Annotated in this window: 24 protein-coding genes, 2 tRNA genes and 1 pseudogene; 13 read left to right on the plus strand and 14 right to left on the minus strand. The window is 46.1% G+C overall.

What is annotated here, in order from left to right; genetic code table 11:
* Positions 1–9: 9 nt before the first annotated feature.
* Complete coding sequence (gene nagZ, locus ICN10_RS06845) at positions 10–1,089, plus strand: beta-N-acetylhexosaminidase (RefSeq protein WP_216214012.1); 1,080 nt, start codon at positions 10–12, stop codon at positions 1,087–1,089.
* A 72-nt stretch (positions 1,090–1,161) separates the two neighbouring features.
* Here the strand turns inward: nagZ and efp are convergent, their stop codons facing one another.
* On the minus strand, positions 1,162–1,722 hold the full coding sequence (gene efp / locus ICN10_RS06850; protein ID WP_012357464.1) for an elongation factor P: 561 nt from the start codon (positions 1,720–1,722) through the stop codon (positions 1,162–1,164).
* 87 nt (positions 1,723–1,809) lie between these two features.
* Positions 1,810–2,880 carry an elongation factor P maturation arginine rhamnosyltransferase EarP gene (earP, locus tag ICN10_RS06855; protein ID WP_216214014.1) on the minus strand — a complete coding sequence of 357 codons (1,071 nt, stop codon included), beginning with the start codon at positions 2,878–2,880 and terminating at the stop codon, positions 1,810–1,812.
* On the opposite strand from earP, the gene uvrC reads away from it, so the two are divergent.
* The 5 genes from uvrC to ICN10_RS06880 all read left to right on the plus strand — a co-directional run bounded on the left by uvrC (position 2,879) and on the right by ICN10_RS06880 (position 6,263).
* Complete coding sequence (uvrC, locus tag ICN10_RS06860; protein WP_216214016.1) at positions 2,879–4,789, plus strand: excinuclease ABC subunit UvrC; 1,911 nt, start codon at positions 2,879–2,881, stop codon at positions 4,787–4,789. The two genes, earP and uvrC, sit on opposite strands and share 2 nt — an antisense overlap.
* A 29-nt stretch (positions 4,790–4,818) precedes the next feature.
* Entirely contained in the window at positions 4,819–5,394 is a 576-nt protein-coding gene (gene pgsA, locus ICN10_RS06865; protein WP_216214020.1) for a CDP-diacylglycerol--glycerol-3-phosphate 3-phosphatidyltransferase, read from the plus strand.
* Between the two features lie 116 nt (positions 5,395–5,510).
* A tRNA-Gly gene (locus tag ICN10_RS06870) sits at positions 5,511–5,586 on the plus strand.
* Positions 5,587–5,635: 49 nt separating this feature from the next.
* Positions 5,636–5,709, plus strand: a tRNA-Cys gene (locus ICN10_RS06875).
* A gap of 92 nt (positions 5,710–5,801) precedes the next feature.
* The gene (locus tag ICN10_RS06880; RefSeq protein WP_216214022.1) at positions 5,802–6,263 is read left to right on the plus strand and encodes a hypothetical protein; all 462 of its coding nucleotides are present in this window, start codon (positions 5,802–5,804) and stop codon (positions 6,261–6,263) included.
* An 81-nt stretch (positions 6,264–6,344) separates the two neighbouring features.
* On the opposite strand, the gene lexA is transcribed toward ICN10_RS06880, so the two are convergent.
* Positions 6,345–7,064, minus strand: coding sequence for a transcriptional repressor LexA (gene lexA / locus ICN10_RS06885; protein WP_068322174.1), 720 nt, complete (start codon positions 7,062–7,064; stop codon positions 6,345–6,347).
* A 60-nt stretch (positions 7,065–7,124) separates the two neighbouring features.
* On the opposite strand from lexA, the gene ICN10_RS06890 reads away from it, so the two are divergent.
* The 6 genes from ICN10_RS06890 to dnaB all read left to right on the plus strand — a co-directional run bounded on the left by ICN10_RS06890 (position 7,125) and on the right by dnaB (position 11,279).
* A complete protein-coding gene (locus tag ICN10_RS06890; protein WP_216214025.1) occupies positions 7,125–8,201 on the plus strand; it encodes an asparaginase in 1,077 nt (358 codons plus the stop codon).
* Positions 8,202–8,335: 134 nt separating this feature from the next.
* Positions 8,336–8,710, plus strand: coding sequence for a 30S ribosomal protein S6 (gene rpsF / locus ICN10_RS06895; RefSeq protein WP_068322189.1), 375 nt, complete (start codon positions 8,336–8,338; stop codon positions 8,708–8,710).
* A gap of 59 nt (positions 8,711–8,769) precedes the next feature.
* Positions 8,770–9,063 (plus strand): primosomal replication protein N, encoded by a 294-nt coding sequence (gene priB / locus ICN10_RS06900; protein ID WP_215321607.1) that lies wholly within the window; start codon positions 8,770–8,772, stop codon positions 9,061–9,063.
* Between the two features lie 13 nt (positions 9,064–9,076).
* Positions 9,077–9,349, plus strand: a complete 273-nt coding sequence (gene rpsR, locus ICN10_RS06905) for a 30S ribosomal protein S18 (protein ID WP_011902267.1) — start codon at positions 9,077–9,079, stop codon at positions 9,347–9,349.
* A 13-nt stretch (positions 9,350–9,362) separates the two neighbouring features.
* Entirely contained in the window at positions 9,363–9,815 is a 453-nt protein-coding gene (gene rplI, locus ICN10_RS06910; RefSeq protein WP_216214027.1) for a 50S ribosomal protein L9, read from the plus strand.
* A 66-nt stretch (positions 9,816–9,881) separates the two neighbouring features.
* Complete coding sequence (gene dnaB, locus ICN10_RS06915) at positions 9,882–11,279, plus strand: replicative DNA helicase (RefSeq protein WP_216215243.1); 1,398 nt, start codon at positions 9,882–9,884, stop codon at positions 11,277–11,279.
* A 105-nt stretch (positions 11,280–11,384) separates the two neighbouring features.
* On the opposite strand, the gene ICN10_RS06920 is transcribed toward dnaB, so the two are convergent.
* Positions 11,385–11,651, minus strand: a complete 267-nt coding sequence (locus ICN10_RS06920) for a hypothetical protein (protein ID WP_216214029.1) — start codon at positions 11,649–11,651, stop codon at positions 11,385–11,387.
* Positions 11,652–11,847: 196 nt separating this feature from the next.
* On the opposite strand from ICN10_RS06920, the gene ICN10_RS06925 reads away from it, so the two are divergent.
* Positions 11,848–15,102 (plus strand): autotransporter outer membrane beta-barrel domain-containing protein, encoded by a 3,255-nt coding sequence (locus tag ICN10_RS06925; protein ID WP_216214031.1) that lies wholly within the window; start codon positions 11,848–11,850, stop codon positions 15,100–15,102.
* A gap of 27 nt (positions 15,103–15,129) precedes the next feature.
* Here ICN10_RS06925 and ICN10_RS06930 read toward each other — a convergent pair.
* The 10 genes and pseudogenes from ICN10_RS06930 to ICN10_RS06975 all read right to left on the minus strand — a co-directional run.
* Positions 15,130–15,513 (minus strand): annotated as a pseudogene (locus ICN10_RS06930) (C40 family peptidase); the annotation flags it as partial.
* Between the two features lie 127 nt (positions 15,514–15,640).
* Positions 15,641–17,290 (minus strand): PhoH family protein, encoded by a 1,650-nt coding sequence (locus ICN10_RS06935; protein WP_216214035.1) that lies wholly within the window; start codon positions 17,288–17,290, stop codon positions 15,641–15,643.
* A gap of 232 nt (positions 17,291–17,522) precedes the next feature.
* A complete protein-coding gene (locus tag ICN10_RS06940; RefSeq protein ID WP_216214037.1) occupies positions 17,523–17,990 on the minus strand; it encodes a peroxiredoxin in 468 nt (155 codons plus the stop codon).
* A 40-nt stretch (positions 17,991–18,030) separates the two neighbouring features.
* A complete protein-coding gene (locus tag ICN10_RS06945) occupies positions 18,031–18,948 on the minus strand; it encodes a polysaccharide deacetylase family protein (protein WP_216214052.1) in 918 nt (305 codons plus the stop codon).
* Positions 18,949–18,970: 22 nt separating this feature from the next.
* A complete protein-coding gene (locus ICN10_RS06950; RefSeq protein ID WP_068322225.1) occupies positions 18,971–20,017 on the minus strand; it encodes a bifunctional UDP-4-keto-pentose/UDP-xylose synthase in 1,047 nt (348 codons plus the stop codon).
* 25 nt (positions 20,018–20,042) lie between these two features.
* Complete coding sequence (locus ICN10_RS06955; RefSeq protein ID WP_216214054.1) at positions 20,043–20,912, minus strand: formyltransferase; 870 nt, start codon at positions 20,910–20,912, stop codon at positions 20,043–20,045.
* Positions 20,913–21,875: a glycosyltransferase gene (locus tag ICN10_RS06960; protein WP_216214061.1), complete on the minus strand. Its 963-nt coding sequence runs from the start codon at positions 21,873–21,875 to the stop codon at positions 20,913–20,915.
* A gap of 42 nt (positions 21,876–21,917) precedes the next feature.
* Entirely contained in the window at positions 21,918–23,084 is a 1,167-nt protein-coding gene (locus ICN10_RS06965) for a DegT/DnrJ/EryC1/StrS aminotransferase family protein (RefSeq protein WP_216214063.1), read from the minus strand.
* A 24-nt stretch (positions 23,085–23,108) separates the two neighbouring features.
* A complete protein-coding gene (locus ICN10_RS06970) occupies positions 23,109–24,800 on the minus strand; it encodes a glycosyltransferase family 39 protein (RefSeq protein ID WP_216214065.1) in 1,692 nt (563 codons plus the stop codon).
* On the minus strand, positions 24,800–25,177 hold the full coding sequence (locus ICN10_RS06975) for an Mth938-like domain-containing protein (RefSeq protein WP_216214067.1): 378 nt from the start codon (positions 25,175–25,177) through the stop codon (positions 24,800–24,802). Before ICN10_RS06975 ends, ICN10_RS06970 begins: the two co-directional genes overlap by 1 nt.
* Positions 25,178–25,231 lie beyond the last annotated feature (54 nt).

Here is a 25,231-nt window from a genome sequence, read left to right on the forward strand (position 1 = left end):
GAGGAAGAGATGAGTAAGTCAAAGATGGCCCCAGGCCCAATCACCTTAGATGTAGTTGGTTTGGAATTAAATGCTGAAGATCGTCGACGCATTTTGCATCCACTGACTGGCGGCGTCATTTTGTTTGGTCGTAACTTTGCTAATCGTCAGCAGCTCACAAAACTTACCGCCGCTATTAAAAAACTACGTCCTGATGTCTTGATTTCGATTGATCATGAGGGCGGCAGAGTGCAGCGCGCTAGGACTGATGGGTTTACTCACCTGCCTGCAATGCGCAAACTAGGTGAGTTATGGGGTGCAAAAAGTAAGTCCACTCATCCTGCGGAATCCGCTGCGATCGCTATGGCTGCAGCCACTGCCTGTGGCTATGTGTTGGCAGCTGAATTACGTGCCTGTGGTGTAGATTTCAGTTTTACGCCGGTTCTGGATTTAGATTTTGGTAGAAGCGGTGTGATCGGTGATCGGTCTTTTAGTCGTGATCCACAAATTGTTTTTGCTCTAGCGAAAAGTTTGAATGAAGGTTTGCGCCTTGCTGGGATGGCTAACTGTGGCAAACACTTTCCAGGTCATGGTTGGGCTGAAGCTGATTCTCATGTGGCAATTCCAGTGGATGAGCGTAACTTAAAAGAGATCTTGAATGATGATGCCAAGCCTTATGAGTGGCTTGATCTTAGCCTGGCTTCAGTAATGCCGGCACACGTTATTTATCCAAAGGTAGATCAGAACCCAGCCGGCTTTTCTAAAGTCTGGCTCCACTCTATCTTGCGTCAAGAGTTGGGCTTTGAAGGCGTGATCTTTAGTGATGACCTTTCGATGGAAGGCGCCAGTGTTGCTGGCTCAGTAGTGAAGGGCGCTGAAATGGCCTTAGAGGCTGGTTGTGACGCAGTGCTGATCTGTAATCGCCCTGATCTTGCTGATCAACTACTCTCTAAGCTCAAGGTCTCCAAAGCAAAGCAAGCAGAATCTGCAACACGTTTAAACCGTCTCATGCCATTGTCGGCAGCGCCGACATGGGGTGAATTGCAAAACGAGGCTCAGTACCAGCATGCTAAAGGCTTGCTTGCACAGTTAGGCTTGATTGCTGAGTAAGTTCAATTAATTCGTAGAAATAAAAAAGCCCGGCATGCCGGGCTTTTTACTTCGTAGCTAGCTAATTACAAATTAGTTAGCACGGCTACGGTATTCACCGGTGCGAGTATCGATTTCAATCTTGTCGCCAGTGTTGCAGAACAATGGAACTTGCAATTCATAGCCAGTTGCCAATTTTGCGTTCTTCAATACCTTGCCTGAGCTGGTATCACCTTTAACTGCTGGCTCTGTGTAAATGATTTCACGAACCAATGAGTTTGGCATTGCTACTGAAAGCGCTTTACCTTCGTAGAACACCACTTCACATGGCATGCTTTCTTCGAGGTAATTCAATGCATCACCCATGAACTCAGCTTCAACTTCATATTGGTTGTAGTCGCCATCCATAAATACATACATTGGATCTGCGAAGTAAGAGTAAGTGCACTCTTTCTTGTCGAGAATCACAACATCAAATTTGTCATCGGCTTTGTAAACGCCTTCGTTCGGCGCGCCAGTTAACAAGTTTTTAAATTTCATTTTCACAACAGAGGAGTTGCGGCCAGAGCGGCTATATTCGGCTTTTAAAACGACCTGGGCATCAGTGCCGATCATTACTACGTTACCAACGCGGAGTTCTTGTGCTGTTTTCATCTTGCTATTCCTGGGGGCAGAGCTATTTTTCTGCGGTTTTTATCAAAAACAAGATTGTAACCGCCCGCAAGCCTTTATTGCTTGGGATTAGGCGACAAAGCGGATTAAACGTGCTGGCAAGCCGCCATCCGCTTGTTTTTCGAGTAAATGGGTGCGCCAGCGCTTAGCATGCGCATCCCAGACTCCTAGCTTGCCAAACCATTCACTTGGCATTGCCCAGGTCATTGCGGCAATAGTGGCCAGCCTTAATTCTTGGCTAGCTTCCTCAAGATAGAGATCCAAAAAGGCAGCTAATTTCACTTCATGAGCGCGATCTTCTTGGGGATAGATATGCCAAATAAATGGTTTGCCTGCCAGTTGTGCACGTACAAAAGAATCTTCTCCACGCACAATGTTGAAATCACACTGTGAAAGCACCCAATCGTATTCGTCCTGAGAAACGAATGGCATAGAGAGAAGTTGTAGATTCTTAGGTAGCGAGATAGGTTGTTCGCCATATAAGTTGAGTTGCTCCGCATGACCATGGGCCAGCAGGATATCAACCTCTTCACCAAGGCTTCCTAAGTCCTCTAGCCATTTTTTTAGCGGCGCCCCTGGGTAGCAAAAAACACTGATTCGCTTTGCTCCAGGCCGTAAGTTAGACCAGACAGTTTTGAGATCATTCGGAATGTTGTTGTCGGTGAGATGACCCTCTGCTGGAATAGGATCTAGCAATAGCCCGCCAACTTCCTCTTGAAATCCAGGAAAGAAAAAATACTTGGGAATGCCGTGAGACTGGGGTGATGCTTTGCCGTGGAACTCCGTTATCCAGGGTTCAGCGCTGAGGTATTCCAGGTTAATGATGATGGGCTTGATGGAGGCTATAAACAAACCGGCAAGATAACGCTCAGGTAGTTCGCAGCCAAATGCTTCAATCACCACATCGGGCGGTTGTACAGGGTGTCTGGCATTGTTATGACTGGTATCCCATGGTTGCGTATCAATTTTTTGCTTTATGGCGGGATCTACACCCGAAGCGAGTAAATTAAGGGTTGGCAGATCATCGCAAAAAATACGCACCTCTTGCCCATGAATGCTTGCTAAGCTTCGGGCTAGACGCCAGCAAACACCGGCATCACCATAGTTATCGACGATTTGACAGAAAATATCCCAACGCATGAGTAATTCGCTTTTTGAAACCCTTCAGCAGGATGTTAAACGGCTACCCGGATTGCCGGGGGTATATCGCTTCTTTGATGAAGCGGGGCATATTCTGTATGTAGGCAAAGCTCGCAACCTTAAAAAGCGTGTCTCAAGTTATTTTCAGCGCACACAACTGTCACCGCGTATCGAGCTGATGGTGGGCAAAATTGCCCGTTACGAGACAACGGTAACACGGACTGAAACTGAAGCCCTCATTCTAGAGAACAATCTCATTAAAGAGTTGGCACCCCCATTTAACATCTTGTTTCGTGATGATAAGTCCTACCCATATGTGATGCTAACGGGCCATCAGTTCCCAAGGTTAGCTTCATATCGCGGAAAAGTGGACAAGCGCAATCATTACTTTGGGCCATTCCCAAATAGTTGGGCAGTGCGTAATAGCGTGCAGATTCTGCAGAAGGTATTTCGCTTGAGGACTTGTGAGGATTCAGTATTTAAGAATCGCAGTCGCCCTTGTTTATTACATCAGATTCATCGATGTAGCGCTCCGTGTGTGGGCCGTCTCAGTGTTGAGCAATACGGCCAAGATGTTGCTCAAGCAACCCGTTTTTTAGAGGGCGATCACAGTCGTGTTTTATCTGAGCTTGAAAAAGAAATGCACAAACATAGCGAGGCGATGGAATTTGAAATGGCTGCCGTCTTGCGTGATCGCATTGCAGATTTATCCAGTGTTTTGCAGCAGCAATCTATGGATGTGGTGGCGGAGGGTGAAGGTGATGTAGACATCATCGCTGTTGCGCAAATGGAAGGTATGGTTTGTGTGAACCTAGCCATGGTTCGTGGTGGTCGTCATCTTGGTGACAGAGCATATTTTCCTAAGGGCCTGCGCACTACTTCTGGCGAGTTGCCGTCTCCCGCAGAGATATTGGAAGCCTTTATTACGCAGCATTATTTAGAGGAGCATATTGAGGAGACGACAACCAATTTGATTCCGCCGGTATTGGTTTTAAACCACGCCCTGCAGTCAGCCGGTGATGACCTTACTCAATTGGATGAATCTCCACCTGAAGATTTGCATGAGTTATTAAATACACAGGCAGGAAGAAAAATCACCTTCCTGCATCAACCTCAAGGTCAAAGACGTCATTGGCTTGCTATGGCTGAAGGCAATGCCAAGATCGCATTGACAAAACGTTTGGTTGAGACGGGTGGGCAGCTGGCAAGGGCGCGTGCCTTGGCAGATATTCTCAGTCTTGAATTAGAAAGCCTCGAGCAATTACGTATCGAGTGTTTTGATATTAGCCACACATCCGGTGAAGCAACACAAGCATCGTGCGTTGTCTATGCCAAGAATGCAATGCAGTCTAGTGAATACCGACGATTCAATATCAATGACATTACGCCGGGCGACGATTACGCAGCAATGCGTCAAGTTTTGCAAAGACGCTATGCTAATTTTCAGGAGTTACCGGTAGAAAAAATTCCGCAAGTGATTTTGATTGACGGTGGCAAGGGGCAGGTGGAGATGGCGCGCCAAGTCTTGTCTGAATTTGGTATGGACGTAGGCTTAATTGTTGGTGTCGCTAAGGGTGAGGGACGCAAGGTAGGGCTTGAGACGCTTATTTTTGCGGATGGACGTGAGCCTCTTGAGTTGGGCATTGATAGCGCAGCATTGTTATTGGTGGCGCAGATACGGGATGAGGCACACCGCTTTGCAATTACTGGTATGCGCGCTAAGCGCGCTAAGGCTAGAACGATTTCTCGCCTTGAGGAGATCGAGGGCATTGGTGCCAAGCGCCGTCAAAAGCTGCTGGCACGTTTTGGTGGTCTTAAAGGGGTTGCTAATGCCAGTATTGAGGAGATAGCCAGCGTAGAGGGTGTTTCTATGACATTAGCCGAACAAATATATCGCCAGCTTCACTAGGGCGAAGCTACTTGGTTTATGCTTAACGAATGCCTTTCAATTTACCTATTGCCCTAACCTGGTTGCGTGTTGCAGCAATCCCGCTGTTAGTTGCAATCTTTTACCTCCCCAATTCTTGGCTCACCCCATTTGAAAAGAATTTATTTGCAGCAATTATCTTTATCTCTGCTGCTATTACAGATTGGTTAGATGGTTTTTTAGCACGTCGCTTAAAACAAGAGTCTGCATTTGGGCAGTTTCTGGATCCTGTGGCTGATAAGTTAATTGTTGCTGCTGCGCTATTGGTTTTGCTCAATATGGATCGCGTGCAAGTTTGGGTAGCTCTCATCATTATTGGCAGAGAAATCACAATCTCTGCGCTGAGAGAGTGGATGGCTTTATTAGGTGCTGGAAAAAGTGTGGCAGTTCACATGGTTGGAAAGCTTAAAACGACTGCTCAACTAGTAGCTATTCCATTTTTATTGCTTAATGACACCTTATTTGGTTGGCTAAATTGTGCGCAAGTGGGTACCTGGTTAATTTGGATTGCATCCTTTTTAACGCTTTGGTCGATGTTCTATTACATGAAAAAGGCTTTGCCGCAGTTGGTTGGAAAAATCGACTAGGCATGCAAAAGCCCAGCCAGTTAAGGCTTTCAAGGTAGTTTCAATCCTCTATTTTTTAGGCTTTACAAGGAATAATGCTTTCTTCGCGATTGTTTGTTAAACTACTGCCCTGTTATGCGGGAATAGCTCAGCTGGTAGAGCGATACCTTGCCAAGGTATAGGTCGGGAGTTCGAACCTCCTTTCCCGCTCCAAGTTCGATGGGAAGCCCTAAAAAGCTTCCCATTTTTGATTCAAGTGTTTGGCGCGTTGGCCGAGTGGTTAGGCAGGAGCCTGCAAAGCTTCGTACGGGGGTTCGATTCCCTCACGCGCCTCCAGTAATTTATCTTGACGTATTAGGTGCATCACCTAAAATACTTTTAACTAATGTAAGTAAAAAAGCGTCAACCACCTTAATCAAATAAAACACATGATCAAAATTCAAACTCTTAAAGTTAGCGCTCTCGCACTATTTTTAGCTGCGCTCTTAGGTGCCTGTGCAAGCTCTGGAGATTCTCCAACTGGTTCTGCAGAAGAGATTCAAGAAATTCAGAGTCAACTTTTAGGTGATATGCCTTTGCCTCAGGGTGCACGTCTATCTGGTGGCGACTCTATCATTATCGGTCGCGGCAATGAGTGGGTTGGTAGAGCGGTAGTGAATGCGCTGCAAGGTGCAACTGATGTTTACGCTTTCTTCCAATCAGAATATCCAAAAGGTGGCTGGACAACTGTTACTGCTGTGAAAGCAAAAACCAGCATCTTGGTTTTCACTAAAGGTGATAGAACTGCTACCGTTGAAATTGTTGATGGATCTCTTGGTGGACCTAAGTCGGTCATCATCGTGACCTCTTCACCGAAGAATGCCAACGTGGTTGCTCCAACACGCAAGTAAGCTCAGCAATTAATTTGATTGCTTAATCGAATTCAATAAAAAAGGCCTCTTACAAGAGGCCTTTTGCTTTAGGGGCTGAGCTTATAGCCCTTCAGCCCTAATCAAGCCAACGGCTTGACCTTCAACTGCAAAGTTAGGTTGACGATCGTCTACCAAAATGTTTTTGAAGTCTGGATTTTCTGCTTGAAGTTCAATCACCATGCCATTGGCAGTTTTCTTTTGTTGCCAACGTTTTACTGTCACTTCATCATCAAGTCGAGCAACTACGATATCGCCATTACGTACTTCAGTTGTTTTTCTTACGGCTAAATAATCGCCATCCAAAATTCCAGCATCGCGCATGCTCATACCTTTTACTTTTAATAAGTAATCAGCACCCTTACTGAACAAACTTGGATCAATCGGAACATGTTTCTCAATATGCTCAACAGCCATGATTGGTGATCCAGCAGCAACTCGCCCAATTAATGGCAATGTAAGTTGCTGTAATGCACCTGATGGTAAAGAGAGCTGGCGATATTTATTGCTATTGTGTGTTTGATTAAATCGCTGTGGAATGCGAATCCCGCGTGAGGTTCCTGGCGTTAATTCGATATAACCTTTTTTAGCTAGTGCACGAAGATGTTCTTCCGCCGCATTGGCAGAAGCAAATCCCAGTTGCGTAGCAATCTCTGCGCGAGTTGGCGGAAGACCGCTCTCATCGATGGCTTTAGTAATCAACTCCAAAATCTCATTCTGACGTGGAGTGAGCTTGGGGAGGGCAGTCAGCTCCTCCGGAAAATCGACTGTGTTTATGTCCATACTGGGATTGTATACAGCTTTTTTTGATAGATCAAGCGATTTAGAGGGGATAATGGGGGTATGAGCACAATTGAAAATCTTTCAGAAAATTCACCTCACATCCTAGTTTTGGGTATGGGCGGCACAATCGCTGGTTTAGCGCCCAGTCCTGCCGATAAGCCGCTGCAATATGAGGCGGGCCAAGTCGAAGTTGCTTCTTTGCTGGCTCATGTTCGATCTGCTATCCCCGAAGGCATTAGTCTGGTTTCAAAGCAGGTTGCCAACATTAATAGCCGTAACCTCACAGAGTCTTTATTGACGCTTTTGGGCGAGGCTGTGAGAGAGGCCCTTGCTAATTCCTTGGTTCAAGGCGTAGTGGTCACTCACGGAACTGACACGATTGAAGAAACGGGCGTCTTTTTACAGATGACTTGTGGCAAATATGCTCAAAATTTAGGCAAAAGAGTCATCCTGACTGGCGCTATGTTGCCCTCAAATGCGCCTAAGTCTGATGGCCCATCAAACCTTTTGGATGCGATTCGTTGGGCCTCCACCCCAATTGATAACTGTCCAGGCGGGATTTATGCCGTAATGGATGGCAGAGGCTGTTTGGCTATGGATTTGGCTAAGCGCCACGGCAGCGCCCTCAATGCACCCATTCAGACCTCTCCAAGCAGCTCGGTTGGACTCATCAATCCCTCTTGGCTTTCAGGCGTAAAGGCGGTTCAGGAGCTCTGGACTGAGGATTTGCCGATTCCTAAGGAGAATGAATGGCCTTGGGTGGAGATATTGACCAGTCATGCTGGGGCGCGCCCAGAAACAATTACCCATTGGCTGAACTCCAAAGTGAAGGGTTTAGTCCTTGCTGGTACGGGTATGGGTGGATTTCATGATGCTTGGCGCGATTCCTTGGTGGCTGCGGTAAAACATGGCATTGCCTTGGTTAGAACTACCAGAACAGGGGCGGGAGAAACCTTGCCCGACCTTCCTGAGAAGGATATTGGCGGATGCTTGGCCTCAGGGAGTCTTTCTGCGCCTAGGGCCAGAATTGCTCTTCAGTTGTCCCTCAATGCCGAGAAACAAGCGCAAGCAGCAGGTAAATCCCTGACTTGGCAGGATTTTTTTGCTAGAATAGCGGTCTTGCCAGTAATTCGGTAAGCGCTGCAAAGCGGCTGTAAAAGTGTTGTAAGCAGTACCTACAATTTGTTACTACCTTGTCACACTGGCGCTGAGTTCACAACCATCAGAACTTAGCAAGACGCCCAGGTGACTCAATCCTTAAGGAGTGTTTGATGCGTCATTATGAAATCGTCTTTATCGTCCATCCGGACCAAAGCGAGCAAGTGCCAGCGATGATCGATCGTTACAAAGCTACATTAGCAGCTGCGGGCGGCAAAATTCATCGTATGGAAGACTGGGGTCGTCGTCAGATGGCTTACATGATCGACAAGCTTGCTAAAGCCCATTACGTTTGCATGAACATTGAGTGCGACCAGAAAACTCTGGAAGAGCTCGAGCATGCGTTCAAATTTAACGATGCAGTTTTGCGTCACCTCATCATCAAGACTAAGAAAGCTGAAACAGAGCCTTCAATCATGATGAAAGAAGTGCAACGTGAAGAAGCGCGTAAATCTGCTCAATCTGACGCTCCTGTAGCGGCAGCCTAAGTTAGAAATTTGAAGAGGAATACACAGACTAGAAAACGTATCAGAGAAGCGGAGCGGCGTTGAATCATTTCACCCTCACTGCGATCTTGGTATCTAAAGACGCGATTCGATTTACACCTGCAGGAATACCGGTGATGCATTGCCAGCTAGAACATAGCGGCCAAGCAAACGAGGTAGGAGTGGCAAGGAAAATTCAGATGAACGTTGAAGCCATCACAATCGGTCCGATACAAAAGGATTTAGAGCGAATGGATTTAGGAGCTGAGGCAGTGTTTGAAGGATTCTTAGCACCCAAGACTCTACGTAATCAAAGACTTGTTTTCCATATTACCCATATTCAATTGAAAAATTAAAGAGGAAATCATCATGGCGTTTGGAAAGAAACCCGATTTCAAAAAGAAACCAGCTCAGAACCCATTGTTCAAGCGTAAGCGTTATTGCCGTTTCACTGTTGCTGGCGTAGAACAGATTGACTACAAAGATGTAGATACATTGAAGGACTTCATTGGCGAAAACGCCAAGATCACTCCTGCTCGTTTGACAGGCACTAAAGCTAAATATCAGCGTCAGTTAGACACTGCTATCAAGCGTGCTCGTTACTTGGCTTTATTGCCATTCTCTGATCAACATAAGAAATAATTGGGAGCCCTCAATGCAAATCATTCTTTTAGAAAAAGTAACAAACCTGGGCAACCTCGGCGACATCGTTCGCGTTAAAGACGGTTTCGCTCGTAACTTCTTAATCCCACAACGTAAAGCTCGTCGTGCAACTGAAGCGGCGATTGCTGACTTTGCAGTTCGTCGTGCTGAGTTGGAAAAATTAGCTGCTGAGAAATTGGCTGCTGCTGAAGCTGTTGGCATCAAGCTCAAAGACATGGTTCTCGAAATCGGTCAAAAAGCGGGTGTTGACGGTCGTTTGTTTGGTTCTGTAACCAATCACGACATCGCTGATGCTTTGAAAGCTAAAGGTTTCACAATTGAGAAGTCTTCAGTTCGCATGCCTACTGGCCCATTGAAAATGGTTGGTGATCACCCTGTAGCGGTTGCTGTTCATACCGACGTAGTTGCAGACATCACTATTCGTGTAGTTGGCGAGCAAGCTTAAGCTTTAACTCTGTAAACTAGCCTCATGGCTGAATCCCGTTCACGTTCCGTTACGCTGAATCCCGGCATGATGGGTTCTGGGGATGCAGTCGTGCAGGCTTTAAAAGTCCCGCCGCATTCAGTAGAAGCCGAGCAATCACTGCTCGGCGGTCTACTTATCGATAACTCCTCTTGGGATAATCTTGGTGGAGTATTAAACGATAAAGATTTCTATCGCCCTGAACATGCTTTGATCTACAAGGTCATTGCACGTTTGGTTGGTGACAATCATCCTGCTGACGTGATCACTGTCTATGATGCAGTGAAGTCCGAACAGGGTGGAGACTTGGTCAGCATTGACTATCTCAATTCATTAGCGCAAAACACACCAAGTGCAGCGAACATTAAAGGCTACGCCGACATTGTTCGTGACCGCAGTATTCTGCGTCGCTTGATTGAAGTTTCAGACAGCATTGTTAATTCAGCATTCGTTCCAGAGGGGCGCACTGTTAGAACGCTTTTGGATGAAGCTGAGTCACGCATTTTGCAAATTGGCGAAGAGGGTAGCCGCAAAGCGGATTACCTCGAGATTGAGCCTCTACTCAAGGCTGTTGTAGCCCGCATTGATGAGCTCTATAACCGCCAAGGCGGTAGCGACATTACTGGCATTGCAACTGGATTCTTAGATTTAGATAAGCAAACTAGCGGCCTACAAAAAGGCGACCTCGTGATTGTTGCTGGTCGTCCTTCTATGGGTAAAACCGCTTTTGCATTGAACATCGCTGAGAACGTTGCGCTTGCTGAAGGATTGCCAGTCGTCGTGTTCTCAATGGAGATGTCCGGTGAGCAATTGGCTGCTCGTTTACTCGGTTCAGTTGGGCGCGTAGACCAAGGCCGTATGCGTACTGGCAAGTTGCAAGACGATGAGTGGCCACGTGTTACTGATGCAATTGCGCGTTTAAGTAATACCCAAATTTTGATTGATGAGACTGGCTCTTTATCAAGTCTAGAGTTGCGTGCACGTGCACGTCGCATTGCTAGAAACTTTGGCGGAACTCTTGGTTTGGTGGTGATTGATTACTTACAGCTTATGAGTGGTTCTGGATCAGAAAACCGCGCAACAGAAATTTCAGAAATCTCTCGCTCACTGAAGTCTCTTGCAAAAGAATTGCAGTGTCCTGTTGTTGCGCTCTCCCAGTTAAATCGTGGTCTTGAGCAGCGCCCTAACAAGCGTCCGATTATGTCTGACTTGCGTGAGTCAGGCGCTATTGAGCAAGATGCCGACTTAATTATGTTCATCTATCGTGATGAGGTTTATCACCCAGACACTACAACCGACAAAGGTGTGGCTGAGATCATCATTGGTAAGCAACGTAACGGCCCTATCGGTACGATAAGACTAAGTTGGCAAGGTCCGTATACCAAGTTTGATAATTTGGCGATGGGATCAATCGGTTACTCTTCTGGCGGTTACGAGCCGTTCTAAGTAAAGAAATAATAAAAAAATAAACTGAAAGATAAGTAGATAAAGAAAAAGCCTCACAGTGTGAGGCTTTTTTAATGGATTAAAAATTAGATCGTAAAAGTAATCTTATTTACCACCCATGCATTTTTTGATGGAAGCATCTTTAGCTGCACCATACAGTGGCTTACCATCTTTGCTTACTGCCTTAGCTTCGCAATCATTCGGCTTAGCATCACCCATACATTTCTTAATAGAGGCATCTTTAGCAGCGCCATACAGTGGCTTGCCTTCCTTGCTGACTGCTTTAGCTTCACAGGCTGCTTGATCAGCAAATGCATAAGTAGGGATTGCAAAACTCAATGCAATGCTTAAAGCGACGATGATTTTTTTCATGCTCATTCTCCAGGTGGGTGATTTGGTTTGATTCAAGCTTACTTTAGTTCTCAAAACTATTATTGATGATTATGTGGGGTGGAAGTATTAGCCCTAGAGTTAATAGATATTAACCATGCGGGTAATTATCATTATCCCTATTGATATCAGTGGCTTAGCCACATATTTTCCCTGTAAATCCGCTAGAGCCAATTCAATGAAAAGTAAGTTTTTATTTCGCAGCCTCCTGAGTTTTGGGATTACGTATACCCTCCTCAGTTTTTCTTCGCCTTTGATGGCGGCAGGCAGTTGTGATAACTACACTCCGGATGTGAATGGAACTACGGTAACTTGTACCGGCGTTGGAAGCACATCTGCTGGCGTTATTTCATCTCAATCAAATACAACAGCGGGTAATAGCGTAACCGTCAATATCAACTCTGGTACCTCATTAATCATTAATGGCTCGACTGTAGGTATAGGTAGTGCGGCAACTGTGGTGAATGATGGCAATTTAAATACCAGTGCTTTTTATTATGGCTACGGCATTTCATCGGGTGCAAACGGAAGATCACAGGCTGGCGACAGCAGAATTACCAATAATGGCACTATTTATACAGGCGGCACCAATGCTTCCGGTATTTACATCAGCGCTACCAATGCGGGATCTGCAGCAAACACGATTACCAATACTGGATCAATAACAACAGCGGGCTCTGGTGCAAATGGTATTCAGGTTGTCAATGGCGGGGCTATTGCTGCTATAAATAACTCAGGAGTTATATCCGCTCAAGGCGCTAATTCGAATGGAATTCAAGTAACAGGTGCAGCAAATATTACCAATTCAGGAACAATATGCCCATCAACCGTAGTTGGAGGGGTATGTGCTGCAAGTGGAGCTGGTAGTGGCAATGGTATTCAGATCGATAACAATGCCAATTCCAATCGTACGACAATCACCAACACTTCGTCAGGCTTGATTGGCGCACCCACAACAGCCAATTATGCAATTTATAGTGCGCAGCAACCTGGCGTAGATATTTATAACTACGGAAAAATTAATGCCGCCAATGCTTCTGCTACTGCAATTAATTTTGTAGGTGCAACGACAGGTGGATCCAATAACACGGTGACCTTATATGGCGGCTCTACTTTGTTGGGCGGAATTAGTTTTAATAAGGGAAACACTCAAGAAACCTTGAGCTTTAATGGCCTTTCAAATTCAAACTTTAATAATGCTGTAACTGGTTTAAACCTTATTAATGCTACTAATGGTGCTAACGTTGTGATGAACAGCACCTCAGGTTATGAATTGGTTTCTGGAAAAGTTGCAGTTGACGGTACGTCTAGCCTTGCTATCTCTGGTGTCATTAAAGATCAGGCCAGCCCAAGTGCCGTTGCTTCTAGCATCGAGAAAAATGGCGTAGGCACTTTAGTTTTGTCAGGCTCCAATACCTACACGGGTGGCACAGTATTAAATGCGGGAACTATTGCGGTGGCGAATAATGCTGCATTGGGAACGGGTTCCTTAGCAATGGCTAACGGCACTACATTACAAGCAAATGCTCCAGTAAATCTTGCAAATAATGTTGGTTTAACAGGTAATAGCACCATCAGCACCAACGGCAACAATATGGGCTTGTCCGGAAATATAACGGGTAATGGTGGCTTTGCAAAAACAGGTGATGGAACACTGACACTATCCGGTGCCAATAGTTATAGCGGTGGCACAACTGTTTCAGCTGGTGCCTTGGCAGGAACAACATCAAGTATTCAAGGCAATGTAGTTAACAATGCGATAGTTAATTTCAGTCAGTCTACTAATGGAGCTTATGCAGGCGTAATGAGTGGTTCTGGTTCTATGGTTAAGGATGGTGCTGGTGCAGTAACTATTTCAAATACCAATACCTATACGGGTGATACAAGTATTAATGCAGGTAGTCTCATTTTGACTGGTTCAACAACATCCAATACTTCTATCGCTGCTGGCGCGAACTTACAAGGTAGCGGCGTTATTAACGGCAATGTGATTAACTCAGGCTCTATCACGCCTTCATTTAATGGTGCTCCAACTAACTTAACGATCAATGGTAACTACATCGGCAACAGCGGTAACTTTGTTGGTGGTGTGTATGCTCCTGCGGCTTCACCTGTAGCCGATACATTGACTGTTTCTGGAAATACCTCTGGTTCTACTGGGCTGACGATTACTGATAAAGGCGGTCTTGGTAATCGCACTACTGGCAATGGTATTCCTGTGGTGATTGTGAATGGCACTTCCACAGCTAGCGCTTTTGCCTTAAATCAGCGCGTTGCAGCTGGTGCCTATGAGTACAAGCTATATAAAGGTGGCGCAAGTGGTGCTGGCAATTCTTGGTACTTATCAACTCAGGCGCCAGCGCCAGCGACAACTTCGGGATCATCTGGATCAGGCTCTTCTAGCGGCTCATCCACACCAACGACTGATGCGCCTCCTGCTCCAGTTTTAACCCCGGCTGCTGGCGAGCGTATTGAGGTTGCTGTCTATCCAGCAGTACCTTCATTGGTGCAGCTATACGCACAAACCGCTGTGGATACATTAGATCAACGTCGTGGTGATCTGAATTTAGTTGATCCTCAAGGCGGTGCTAAGAAGAATTCAATTGATTGGGCACGCATTATTGGCAAGACAGGTACATCCACTCCATCTAGCGTAAGCGAAGGTCCGAAGATGAATTTCAATGCCTACGCATTACAGCTTGGCGTAGATGTTTATCAGAATGAAGAGCAGGGTGGCTCAAGATCCTATGTGGGTCCTTATGTCACTATTGGTAGTGCTAATGCAAATACCTCCAGCCAGAGTGGCGGCATCTCTACCGGCAGCATCAACGGCATGCAGGCCTATTCATTAGGTTTATATGGCACCCATTTTGCAAGCAACGGCTTATATGTGGATGCTCTTGCTCAAGGTACTCGCTACCTAAATGCTGGAGCCAGTTCAGTGCAAGGTGCTCAGCTGAGAACGCAAGGCACAGGATTTACTGGTTCACTTGAGGGTGGTGGTCGTTGGAACGTAGATAAGTTTTTGATTTCTCCGCAAGCACAAATTGTTTATGACGCCATTGGTATGAATAACGCAACTGATGCTTATGGTCAGGTGAACTTTAATAAGAGTGAGATGACTCGTGGTCGTTTGGGTTTATTAGCAGGTCATAAAGATGTGATTGGTAGCACTCCAGTTTTCGCGTATTTACGTGCAAGTTATTGGAGTATTTTTAATGCCGGTACAAGTACCACAATGGCTTCGCTATATGGTGTCAACCCAATTACATTCCAATCACAAGCAAACTCACGCTGGATGACGGTAGATGCTGAAGTAAACGCGCGTATTACAAAAGACACTAATCTGTTCCTGAACTTGGCTGTTGATAACTCTTTGGTGGGAACTTATCAAGCCTATTCAGGCAGAATTGGTCTGCAGACCCGTTTCTAAATAGATGGCGCTCTACTTGGTTTACTGAGGCGCCATACGGCGTGCTTCAGTAAACTTCGCCGCCCAATATGGCGAGGTAATGTAATCGAGGCGCACGGTTCCACCTGCGCTTGGGGCATGAACAAATCTGCCTTGTCCCACGTAGATCCCCGCATGGGAATATTTTTCACCAGTAGTGTTAAAGAATACCAAGTCGCCTGGAGCGGGAGGTTGTCCTTCTATGCTTTTGCCTTTGGTACTCATTAGCTGAATAGTGCGAGGCAGTTTGATGCCAGCCGCTTTGCTATAGACATAAACAATCAGACCGCTGCAATCAAAACCACCTTTTGGTGTATTGCCCCCATAGCGGTAAGGCACATCCACTAAGCCTACTGCTGCAATGGAGATATCTTCAGTACCAACACTAGTGTCTTGCTTGAATTGAGAGACTCTGGAGGAGGACCCTGATTTACCGCTGAACGTGCTGCATCCGCTTAGGATGAGTAAGCTGCAAATAAAAATGCCGCACCCCAGAAGAGTGCGGCATGAGAGAGTTTGCTTAGAGTGCGTCAGCAGCATGATCCGCAAGACGGGAGCGCTCACCTCGAGCCAGAGTCACGTGACCACCATGACGCCAGCCCTTAAAGCGATCAACTACATACGTTAAGCCAGAGGAGCCCTCGGTTAAGTATGGAGTGTCGATCTGAGCAATGTTTCCTAAGCAAACAATTTTGGTTCCTGGTCCTGCGCGAGTAACCAGGGTTTTCATTTGCTTTGGTGTGAGGTTTTGAGCTTCATCAATGATGACAAACTTGCTAACAAATGTTCTGCCACGCATAAAGTTCATGCTCTTTACTTTGATGCGCGAACGAATTAATTCCTGGGTAGCAGCACGACCCCACTCACCAGCGCCATCATCATTGCGTTGTAAGACTTCGAGGTTGTCATCAAATGCGCCCATCCAGGGTTGCATCTTTTCTTCTTCGGTACCCGGGAGGAAGCCAATGTCTTCACCAACAGGCACTGTAGCGCGTGTGATGATGATCTCGTTGTAACGCTTACTATCGAGAACCTGCTCAAGGCCAGCTGCTAAGGCCAGCAAGGTTTTACCTGTTCCTGCTTGGCCTAGCAAGGTTACAAAGTCCACATCTGGGTTCATGAGTAAATTCATGGCAAAGTTTTGCTCACGATTACGGGCTGTCACGCTCCACACATTATTTTTCTGGTGAGAGAAGTCTCTTAATGTCTGTAGGAGGGCAGTCTTGCCATTAATTTCTTTTACTTGGGCATAGAACGGTGTTGAGCCATCAGGATTTTCTTGATACACAAATTGGTTTACCAACATGCTATTAACAGAAGGGCCGGTCACTCGATAGAACATCGTGCCAGATTTGGAGTCCGCCCAGCTCTCCATATCCTTACCATGCTTAGGCCAAAAATCTGCTGGCAATGTCATCACGCCGGCATACATCAAGTCGCGATCTTCTAAAACCTGGTCATTAAAATAATCTTCAGCAGGCAATCCCAATGCGCGTGCTTTAATGCGCATATTGATATCTTTGGATACCAGTACGACTTCCTGGCCCTTGCGAGTTTTTTGTAGCTCACTCACTACTGCCAGAATCAAGTTATCACCTTTGCCCTCAGGTAGACCTTCAGGTAGTGCTTGTGTTGTTAATTTGGTTTGAAAGAATAGACGGCCTGTGACATCTTGATTCCCAAGTTTATTGAGTGGGATACCATCATCCAAGGTGCCGCTAGTGCCAGCAATAAGCTGGTCCAGGGATCTGCTGACGGTACGCGCATTGCGCGCTACCTCGGTCATCCCCTTCTTGTGGTTATCCAACTCTTCTAGAGTGGTCATCGGCAGATACAGATCATGCTCTGAGAAGCGGAATAGGGAGCTTGGATCGTGCATTAAGACGTTGGTATCCAAAACAAACAAACTTGGAGGTCCGGTACGTATTACACGTTTTGGTTTTGCAGGCGTAGGGGCTTTGGCTTCGCTACGTATTGGGTTGCGATCTAACTTAATTTTCTCGAGGGCTACTTCCGCCTCGGTTAAATCTTCTTCTACATCATTAGTCCAATCCACTGCTTCTACTACCACCGGTTTTGCTGGAGCAGGACGCTTCTTTAAGTCGGGAGTATCTTTGCGACTGAGCTTCACTTGATCAGCAATTTGAGTGGGGATTGGGGGCAGTGGCATGGACTCTCCTAAAAGAAAAAACCGCCAAGCGGATTGCATTGACGGTTTATTGCGAAACTGTTTGTAGTGAAGACTGAAAAACGGAGGGGGTTACTCTCCGCACCTGATCTGAAATATTCAGGTTTCTGATTCAAACGGATTGTCAGACTTTCCCGTCGTTTACGGTGCATATGAATTACTTTACCCCAAATTTTGGGGTTTGCAAGCACCTCAGAACAAATTATTGTAAAAATTATTTGGTTGCTTGGGCTGCTTGTAATACTTCTGTCACATGACCAGGAACTTTAAGACCACGCCACTCTTTAACCAGATTCCCGGAGGAGTCAAATAAGAAGGTGCTGCGCTCTACTCCACGGACTTGTTTGCCGTACATATTCTTCATCTTCATGACGCCAAAGATCTGGCAAAGCTTTTCTTCGGTATCGGCAACCAGCTCAAAAGGAAGCTCTAGTTTGCTGCGGAAGTTATCGTGAGATTTGAGGCCATCTCGGGAAACCCCTACCACCAGAGTATTCGCTTTGGTGAATGCTTCAATGTTGTCTCTAAATTCGCCGGACTCAGCTGTGCAGCCAGGAGTCATGTCTTTAGGATAAAAATAAAGAACTAGCTTTTTGCCTTTTGCGGATGCAGGTGAAAATGTCAATCCAGAGGTTGCTGGAATTGCGCACTGCGGCATAGGTTTACCGATAGCTACTGTCATGATGATCCTTCGTTGGTTGTCTCTACTGCTTATTAAATTATTAGGTATTTTGAATGATTAATTCACCACTGCGATTAGGTATTTCACCCCAGGTCAGCGGCAATACCGCTATTTTATCGAGTTGTTTAGTGGCTTCCCAGGATTTATGAAGCTCGCCCATTGTGACAAGATCGTGACCTTGATTTAGCCATCCAGCCAATAGCTGCTCAAATGCAGGCAGCAGCTTTTGCCCCTCTAGCTCAGCGTGTAGCGTGAACACTTGGTCGTTGGGGTTACTTTGAGTAATCTCTAAAAGCTTCTTGACTGCTCCAAACTCATCAGCATCATCGATGCCAATCAGCTCGTCAAATGTAGGGAGTGTTGTTGGGTATTGAACATGTTTGGCTTTGCCAGAGGGTAGCTCAAGGCGATAGGGTATGAGGTTAGGTTCGGCTCTGCCATCAGATGAGTAAGCAATCCCCCATTGATCGAGCTGCTCAAAAGCTGCCGAATTCATTTGCCAACCAGCGGCGCCATAAGTAGCTGGCGCATGACCAAAAATCTCTACAAATCTATCCCAACTTTTTTGCATCATGGACTTTGTCCATTGCGCATCTTGAGTACGTACTGCATCTTGCCAGGCAACGTGATCCCAGGTGTGAATGCCAGTCTCATGACCTGCTTGATCAATGGCGCGCATTTCTGCTGCAGCCTTCTTGCCAATGTCTGGTCCTGGGAGTAGAACACCGTAGAGCAATGTCTTAATGCCGTAGTGCTCTACAACGGAAGTGCGACTCACTTTTTTCAGAAAGCCTGGACGGAAAACGCGCTTTAAAGCCCAGCCGGTGTGATCCGGGCCAAGGCTAAAGAGAAAGGTCGCCTTAAGTCCAAAGCGCTCTAGCGTGCGAGCTAAATTAGGTACGCCTTCTTTGGTGCCGCGTAAGGTATCAACATCAACCTTGAGAGCAATCTTAGCCATGAACCTTTGGGTTTGCTTTCTCTTATTCTTTGTCGACCAAGGTGCGTGCTTTTTCTACATCTTCGCGATAGGCTTCAAAAATATTCTTGAGCGCATCGGACATCGTAGTAGTTGGCTTCCAACCTAGTTCGCTCATCGTGTTATCAATTGCTGGCACACGATTTTGAACGTCTTGATAGCCTTCACCGTAGTAAGCGCCAGAAGTAGTTTCTACAATCTTCACTTCATTCGCAGTCTTCGCATATTCAGGAATGCTGCGAGCAATTTCTAGCATCTGATTCGCGAGTTCACGAATAGAGTGATTATTTTTTGGATTGCCGATGTTGTAGATCTTGCCGTTAGCAACACCATCTTTGTTGTCGATGATGCGCATTAGAGCATCGATACCATCGTCAACATATGTAAAGGCACGCTTCTGGGCGCCACCATCAACAACGTTAATAGATTCGCCACGAACAATATGACCCAAGAACTGAGTCACTACGCGGGAAGAGCCTTCTTTTGGTGTGTAGATGCTATCGAGACCAGGGCCAATCCAATTAAATGGACGGAAGAGGGTAAAGCGGAGGCCTTCCATGCCGTAGCCCCAAATCACGCGATCCATCAGCTGTTTAGAGCAGGCATAGATCCAGCGTGGCTTGTTGATTGGACCGTAAACCATATTGGACTTTGCGGGATCGAATTCACTATCCTCACACATTCCATACACTTCAGATGTGGATGGAAATACCAAATGCTTTTTGTATTTCACTGCAGAGCGCACGATTGGAAGGTTTGCTTCGAAATCGAGCTCAAACACTTTGAGTGGCTGCTGAACATAAGTTGCGGGTGTAGCAATAGCAACTAAAGGCAAGATGACATCGCACTTACGAATGTGATACTCAACCCATTCTTTATTGATGGTGATGTCACCTTCAAAGAAGTGCATGCGCGGATGATTTACTAAGTCACCAAGACGATCGTTTTGCATATCCATGCCGTAGACATGCCAATCGGTTGTCTCAAGAATGCGCTTGGAAAGGTGGTGACCAATAAAACCGTTAACACCAAGAATGAGTACTTTTTTCATCTTTACTGCCTCGTTTTAATCTAATTTATTTGCTTGCTGGAAACCATTCCAAGATTTCTACTGCTTGGCGGTCGCCGCAAATGCCGAATACCCGATTATCAACCACTTGGATGCCGCAAACCCCAAGATCGAGATTGGCTGGAAATGGCCCATTTAGGCTGCTACGGGCGACGATCATGGTCTTATTGTCATGGTCCGTAAAGGCACCTGGATAGGGCGGTGCAACAGCTCTAACGAGGTCATGAACCTGTTTGGCGGTCTGATTCCAGTGAATTTGGCCATCCGCGGGCTTCCGGCCCCCAAAATAGCTGCCTTTTTGGAGTTCATTAGGCTTTCGGGGAATATTTCCTTGAATCAAGCTAGGCAAGACCTGCTCAATGACAGTCACAGCAGCCTGGCTTACTTTGCCAAATACATCAGTAGCGGTTTCATCTAGGCCAATACTGACAGCTGCTTGCCCAACAATATCTCCTGCATCCGGCTTTGCTTCCATGATATGCAAGGTAGCACCGGTTTCTGTTTCGCCATGCAGGATGGCCCAATTCACTGGCGCACGCCCACGATATTTTGGTAGAAGTGAGCCATGCATATTGAGTGCAGCAATTTTTGCGCACTTCAATATCTGCTCTGGAATCATGAAGCGATAGTAGAAGGAAAAGATGTAATCCGGTGCAAGCGCTTGAAACTTCGGAATGAGGTCTACCAATTCATTTGCGTTTGGTGTGATGTATGGAATATTTTTCTCAGCACACAGTTTTGCCACACTCCCAAACCAAACATTTTCATTGGGATCATCTTGATGGGTAACTACGAGGTCAACTTGTATGCCGGCGCCGAGAAGCGCTTTCAGGCAATTAACGCCCACATCGTGATAAGCAAAGACGACTGCGTGCAATTATTTTTTCTCTAAAACAGTTTGCACAACATAACGAGGACGTTTGCGAATTTGCTGATAGATGCGACCAATATATTCGCCTAAAAGACCAAGCCCAAAGAGCATGACGCCAATTAGGAAGAAGGTCAGCGCGAAGAGGGTAAACACTCCCTCAACCTCAGCGCCTAGAACGAAGCGACGCACTAGTAGGTAGGCGAACAGGCTGCCAGCAGCAAGGGATAAGAGCATGCCGAGAATCGAAAAGATCTGCAGTGGCATGATTGAAAAGCCGGTAACCAAATCAAAGTTCAAGCGAATGAGTTGATACAGGGTGTACTTAGATTCGCCAGCAAATCGCTCTTCATGTTTAACAGAGATCTCGACCGGGTTAGCAGAGAAGGTGTAAGCCAGCGCTGGAATAAAAGTGTTGCTCTCATCGCATTGGCGAACAAGATCAACAATGCGACGGCTATAGCCACGTAACATGCAGCCTTGATCAGTCATCGTGATACGGGTAATGTTTTCACGTAATCGATTCATGGCGCGTGAAGCGAATTTTCTAAAGAAGCTATCTTGACGATCTGCGCGAATCGTGCCGACGTAATCATGACCTTTTAGCAGTTGCTCGGTAAGTGCATCAATTTCTTCTGGAGGATTTTGTAAATCAGCATCCAGGGTAATGATGTATTCACCTTTGGCGTATTCAAAGCCAGCCATGATCGCCATATGTTGACCAAAGTTGCTATGAAATAAAACTGCGCGAGTGACGTCGGGACGTAATTCCACCTGCTTAGAAAGAATGCCGGCGGAGCGATCTTTGCTGCCGTCATTTACGAAAACGATTTCGTAAGTAATTTTGCGTTTAGCGGCAAGCGTATCAAGCGCCGGGTAGAGGCGATCAAAGAGAGCTTGGAGACCATCTTCCTCGTTGTAAACGGGAATAACAATACTGAGTGTTGGGTTGGCAACTAAATTGGCAGTCATCCAGCAATTTTGCCTGATTCTCAGGGCTCAACCCCAATAACGCTAGTTTTTGCGGTATTTCTGCAAAATTCCGATCAATCCCTTGGCTATACGGCCAATATCCTCATCTGCCATTGCGGGGAATAAAGGAAGTGTGAGGATGGATTTGCCGATTCGTTCTGCGATTGGTGTATCAGAGGTTTTATAGCCTTGGTTTTTATACAGCGTAAAGCCTGTAATAGCGGGGTAATGAACGCCAGTGCCAATACCCAAATCTTTTAACTCAGTCATGACTTGGGCGCGATCTGTATTTAACTGATCAAGCGGTAAAACTATTTGGAACATGTGCCAGTTGCTTTCAGTAAAGTTTTCAACTGGAAGTTCTAACTTCAAATTCTCTAATGCGGCAGCTTTTAATTCAGCGCGAATGACATCAAAGTATTGGCGCGCTAAAGCAGCACGACGCGCTTGATATGCAGGCAGTTGTTTGAGTTGCTCGAGGCCAATGGCCGCGTTGACGTCTGTCAAATTATCTTTGCCACCCAATACATCGACGTCCATACCGTCCATACCTTGACGGGTTAATCCTTGCAGGCGGAACTTCTCAGCAAGCTTTGCTTCATCTGCATTATTGAGTACAAGACAACCGCCTTCAATAGTGGTGAGATTCTTGTTTGCTTGAAAACTAAAGCTGACTAAGTCACCAAAGCTACCAATCTTCTTGCCCTTCCATTGAGATCCAAAAGCTTGTGCTGCATCCTCAATGACACGAAGATTGTGTTGCTTCGCCAATGCATAGAGCTGATCCATGTCAACAGGTAGGCCAGCCAAATAGACTGGCATGATTGCTCGCGTCTTTGGTGTGATTGCAGCTGAAACTTTATTGAGATCAATATTGCGTGTGACTGGATCAATATCTACAAAGACCGGTTTAGCGCCTACACTCAAAATGACATTCGATGTTGCCACCCAAGAGATTGGAGTAGTAATAACTTCGTCGCCAGCACCAATACCTGCAACTTGCAGGGCAATCTTCATCGTTGCAGTGCCGTTAGCAAAACAGCGGACGGGGCGACCACCAAAGTAGTTGCTTAAAGTTGCCTCAAACTCTGCCAACTTGGGCCCTGATGTCACCCAGCCAGAGCGCAATACTTCCGAAACAGCATCAATCGTTTCTTGATTGAAGCTAGGACGTGTAAAGGGAATGAATGGTTGGCTGGAGTCTGACATGATGTCTTATATTACTTTAATGCGTTACTGCGTCACATTCGATGCATCTGGATGTTTCACAATGACCCTGCGTGAATCGCGATCAACTTCTTGCATTGGAAAATTCTGAGCCTTTAGTGCTTCAAATTGCTCTGGAACCATGATGGCGTAGGCCGTTTGGTCTTCTTTCCAGCGAGCAATAAATGCATCCAGTGTTGGCATCCAGAGATCGGGCTCTTGGTTGACACCAAACACGAGCTCGTCGGGGGATTCAACCATGATCATCGTTCTGCCTAAATAGAAGGGCACGGTGTGATCTAAAAGACGAACAGAATAGAAATTTACTTTTTCAGGAATGGATGCTTTCACTCGTTCTACGAGATCAATACCTGAGACGGCACGACCTAATGTCTCATGGCCTGTTCCCGCAATGATGGCACACAGAAAAAATCCGCAAGCAAAACTCACGATACTTTGAATACCATTGCGTTTACTTTGCCATGCGGCATAAGCGCTAAAAATAATGAGCGCTATTAATGCAGCAATCACCCAATAGGTGTATTGCGCATATGCATTAACCTCATCAGGTCTTGCTTGTTTGCCGATGGCATCCAAAAAGAAAAATCCAACGCAACCAAGCAGTGCAAATCCAAGTGTCTGTAATTTCCATGACAGAGCCATGGTGTTGGTGTGACCAAGTAAACGATCCAATCGATTGCCAATGAGTAAAGCAAGCGCAGGAAATACTGGGATGATGTAGCCGGGTAATTTAGAACGTGAGACGCTAAAGAACGCAAAAATAACTACAAACCAGCAGACCAATAACCAGCCAGCAGAAAACTCACGGCGGCGCTCGCTCCAGGCTTGTGCAATTGCTCCTGGGATCTGTAGAAACCAGGGAAGCAGCCCAATTAGTAGCAGTGGCACAAAGTAATAAATAGGACCTGTTCTGCTGTGAGCATCCTGTGTGAAACGTTGAAGATGCTCATGAATGAAGAAGAATTCTAAAAACTCAGGATTGCGCTGTGCCACCAAAATAAACCAAGGCGCAGTGATTGCTAAGAACAAAATAGTTCCACTAAATAAACGAAGCCGAGTCCAAATTTTCCAATCCCAAGTACTAATGGAATAAGCAATAAAAACCATCGCAGGAATTGCGGCGCCAATAACACCTTTAGATAAAGTTGCTAGTGCCATGAAAGCCCAACATGCCCACATCCAATTTCTACAACTGTTTTTATTGTGAGATGTTTGTGCAATTAATAGGCTACACAAAGCAGCAACTAAAAAAGCAGACAAGCCCATGTCGAGCGAATTGAAGTGACCGCTGATAACCCACATCGGACTTGAGGCCAATACAACGGCGGCTAACCATCCTGCTCGAGCGTTATAAATTCGAGCGCCAGTAAATCCAACTAAGAGAATGGTGAGAAATCCAGTAAGTGCAGTCCAAAGACGTGCTTGCCAGTCACCAATGCCAAATACTTGAAATGCTGCTGCAGTAGCCCATGCTTGCAATGGTGGTTTTTCGAAATACTTGTAGCCGTTGTATCTAGGTGTAATCCAATCACCGGTCACGAGCATTTCTCGGGCGATCTCTGCGTAGCGTCCCTCATCAGATGGAATGAGATGGCGGTAGTTCAAAGTGCCAAACCACAGCAAGCCGTAAATAATGACCAACAACAAAATCTTGCCCGGATGCAGGGCTGAAGACTGCCGAATTTGGCCAAATTGCATTAAACGGGCTCCACAATCAGAGCTAGCAGGACCTGACGTCCTTCGCCCACCAGGATGTTGTATGTCCGGCAGGCGGCCTGGGAATCCATGATTTCAAAGCCAATTTTGGCGGAAATCAGGGCTTTAAGGAGTTCTGGCTTAGGAAAGCGCTGGCGTTTGCCGGTCCCAATAAGGATTAATTCTGGTTTTAAATCAATGAGTTGCGAGAAGTGATGGGCTTCCAAGTCGTCAAATGACCGGGCTGACCACTCTGAGATGGCGCCATCCGAGCTCAGGACAACAGCATGGGCGTAAGGAGTCTTATTGATCTCTACGTAACCATCGCCGTAGCCAGTGATCGTATTCGCTCCGGAATGGGGGTCAGATTGAAGCTTCAAGTGGACTCTCTGTCATAATTATGTGGATTATAGCTAGCTGTTTTTTCTCATATT

The sequence above is a fragment of the Polynucleobacter sp. 86C-FISCH genome (genome assembly GCF_018882415.1).
In the GTDB taxonomy this organism is placed as follows: Bacteria; Pseudomonadota; Gammaproteobacteria; order Burkholderiales; family Burkholderiaceae; genus Polynucleobacter.

What these genes read in the sequence shown, in the direction of transcription:
- nagZ (WP_216214012.1), top strand. Translation starts at nt 10, where the DNA reads ATGAGTAAGTCAAAGATGGCCCCAGGCCCAATCACCTTAGATGTAGTT.
- efp (WP_012357464.1), bottom strand. Translation starts at nt 1,722, where the DNA reads ATGAAAACAGCACAAGAACTCCGCGTTGGTAACGTAGTAATGATCGGC.
- uvrC (WP_216214016.1), top strand. Translation starts at nt 2,879, where the DNA reads ATGAGTAATTCGCTTTTTGAAACCCTTCAGCAGGATGTTAAACGGCTA.
- earP (WP_216214014.1), bottom strand. Translation starts at nt 2,880, where the DNA reads ATGCGTTGGGATATTTTCTGTCAAATCGTCGATAACTATGGTGATGCC.
- pgsA (WP_216214020.1), top strand. Translation starts at nt 4,819, where the DNA reads ATGCCTTTCAATTTACCTATTGCCCTAACCTGGTTGCGTGTTGCAGCA.
- ICN10_RS06880 (WP_216214022.1), top strand. Translation starts at nt 5,802, where the DNA reads ATGATCAAAATTCAAACTCTTAAAGTTAGCGCTCTCGCACTATTTTTA.
- lexA (WP_068322174.1), bottom strand. Translation starts at nt 7,064, where the DNA reads ATGGACATAAACACAGTCGATTTTCCGGAGGAGCTGACTGCCCTCCCC.
- ICN10_RS06890 (WP_216214025.1), top strand. Translation starts at nt 7,125, where the DNA reads ATGAGCACAATTGAAAATCTTTCAGAAAATTCACCTCACATCCTAGTT.
- rpsF (WP_068322189.1), top strand. Translation starts at nt 8,336, where the DNA reads ATGCGTCATTATGAAATCGTCTTTATCGTCCATCCGGACCAAAGCGAG.
- rpsR (WP_011902267.1), top strand. Translation starts at nt 9,077, where the DNA reads ATGGCGTTTGGAAAGAAACCCGATTTCAAAAAGAAACCAGCTCAGAAC.
- rplI (WP_216214027.1), top strand. Translation starts at nt 9,363, where the DNA reads ATGCAAATCATTCTTTTAGAAAAAGTAACAAACCTGGGCAACCTCGGC.
- dnaB (WP_216215243.1), top strand. Translation starts at nt 9,882, where the DNA reads ATGATGGGTTCTGGGGATGCAGTCGTGCAGGCTTTAAAAGTCCCGCCG.
- ICN10_RS06920 (WP_216214029.1), bottom strand. Translation starts at nt 11,651, where the DNA reads ATGAAAAAAATCATCGTCGCTTTAAGCATTGCATTGAGTTTTGCAATC.
- ICN10_RS06925 (WP_216214031.1), top strand. Translation starts at nt 11,848, where the DNA reads ATGAAAAGTAAGTTTTTATTTCGCAGCCTCCTGAGTTTTGGGATTACG.
- ICN10_RS06935 (WP_216214035.1), bottom strand. Translation starts at nt 17,290, where the DNA reads ATGCCACTGCCCCCAATCCCCACTCAAATTGCTGATCAAGTGAAGCTC.
- ICN10_RS06940 (WP_216214037.1), bottom strand. Translation starts at nt 17,990, where the DNA reads ATGACAGTAGCTATCGGTAAACCTATGCCGCAGTGCGCAATTCCAGCA.
- ICN10_RS06945 (WP_216214052.1), bottom strand. Translation starts at nt 18,948, where the DNA reads ATGGCTAAGATTGCTCTCAAGGTTGATGTTGATACCTTACGCGGCACC.
- ICN10_RS06950 (WP_068322225.1), bottom strand. Translation starts at nt 20,017, where the DNA reads ATGAAAAAAGTACTCATTCTTGGTGTTAACGGTTTTATTGGTCACCAC.
- ICN10_RS06960 (WP_216214061.1), bottom strand. Translation starts at nt 21,875, where the DNA reads ATGACTGCCAATTTAGTTGCCAACCCAACACTCAGTATTGTTATTCCC.
- ICN10_RS06965 (WP_216214063.1), bottom strand. Translation starts at nt 23,084, where the DNA reads ATGTCAGACTCCAGCCAACCATTCATTCCCTTTACACGTCCTAGCTTC.
- ICN10_RS06970 (WP_216214065.1), bottom strand. Translation starts at nt 24,800, where the DNA reads ATGCAATTTGGCCAAATTCGGCAGTCTTCAGCCCTGCATCCGGGCAAG.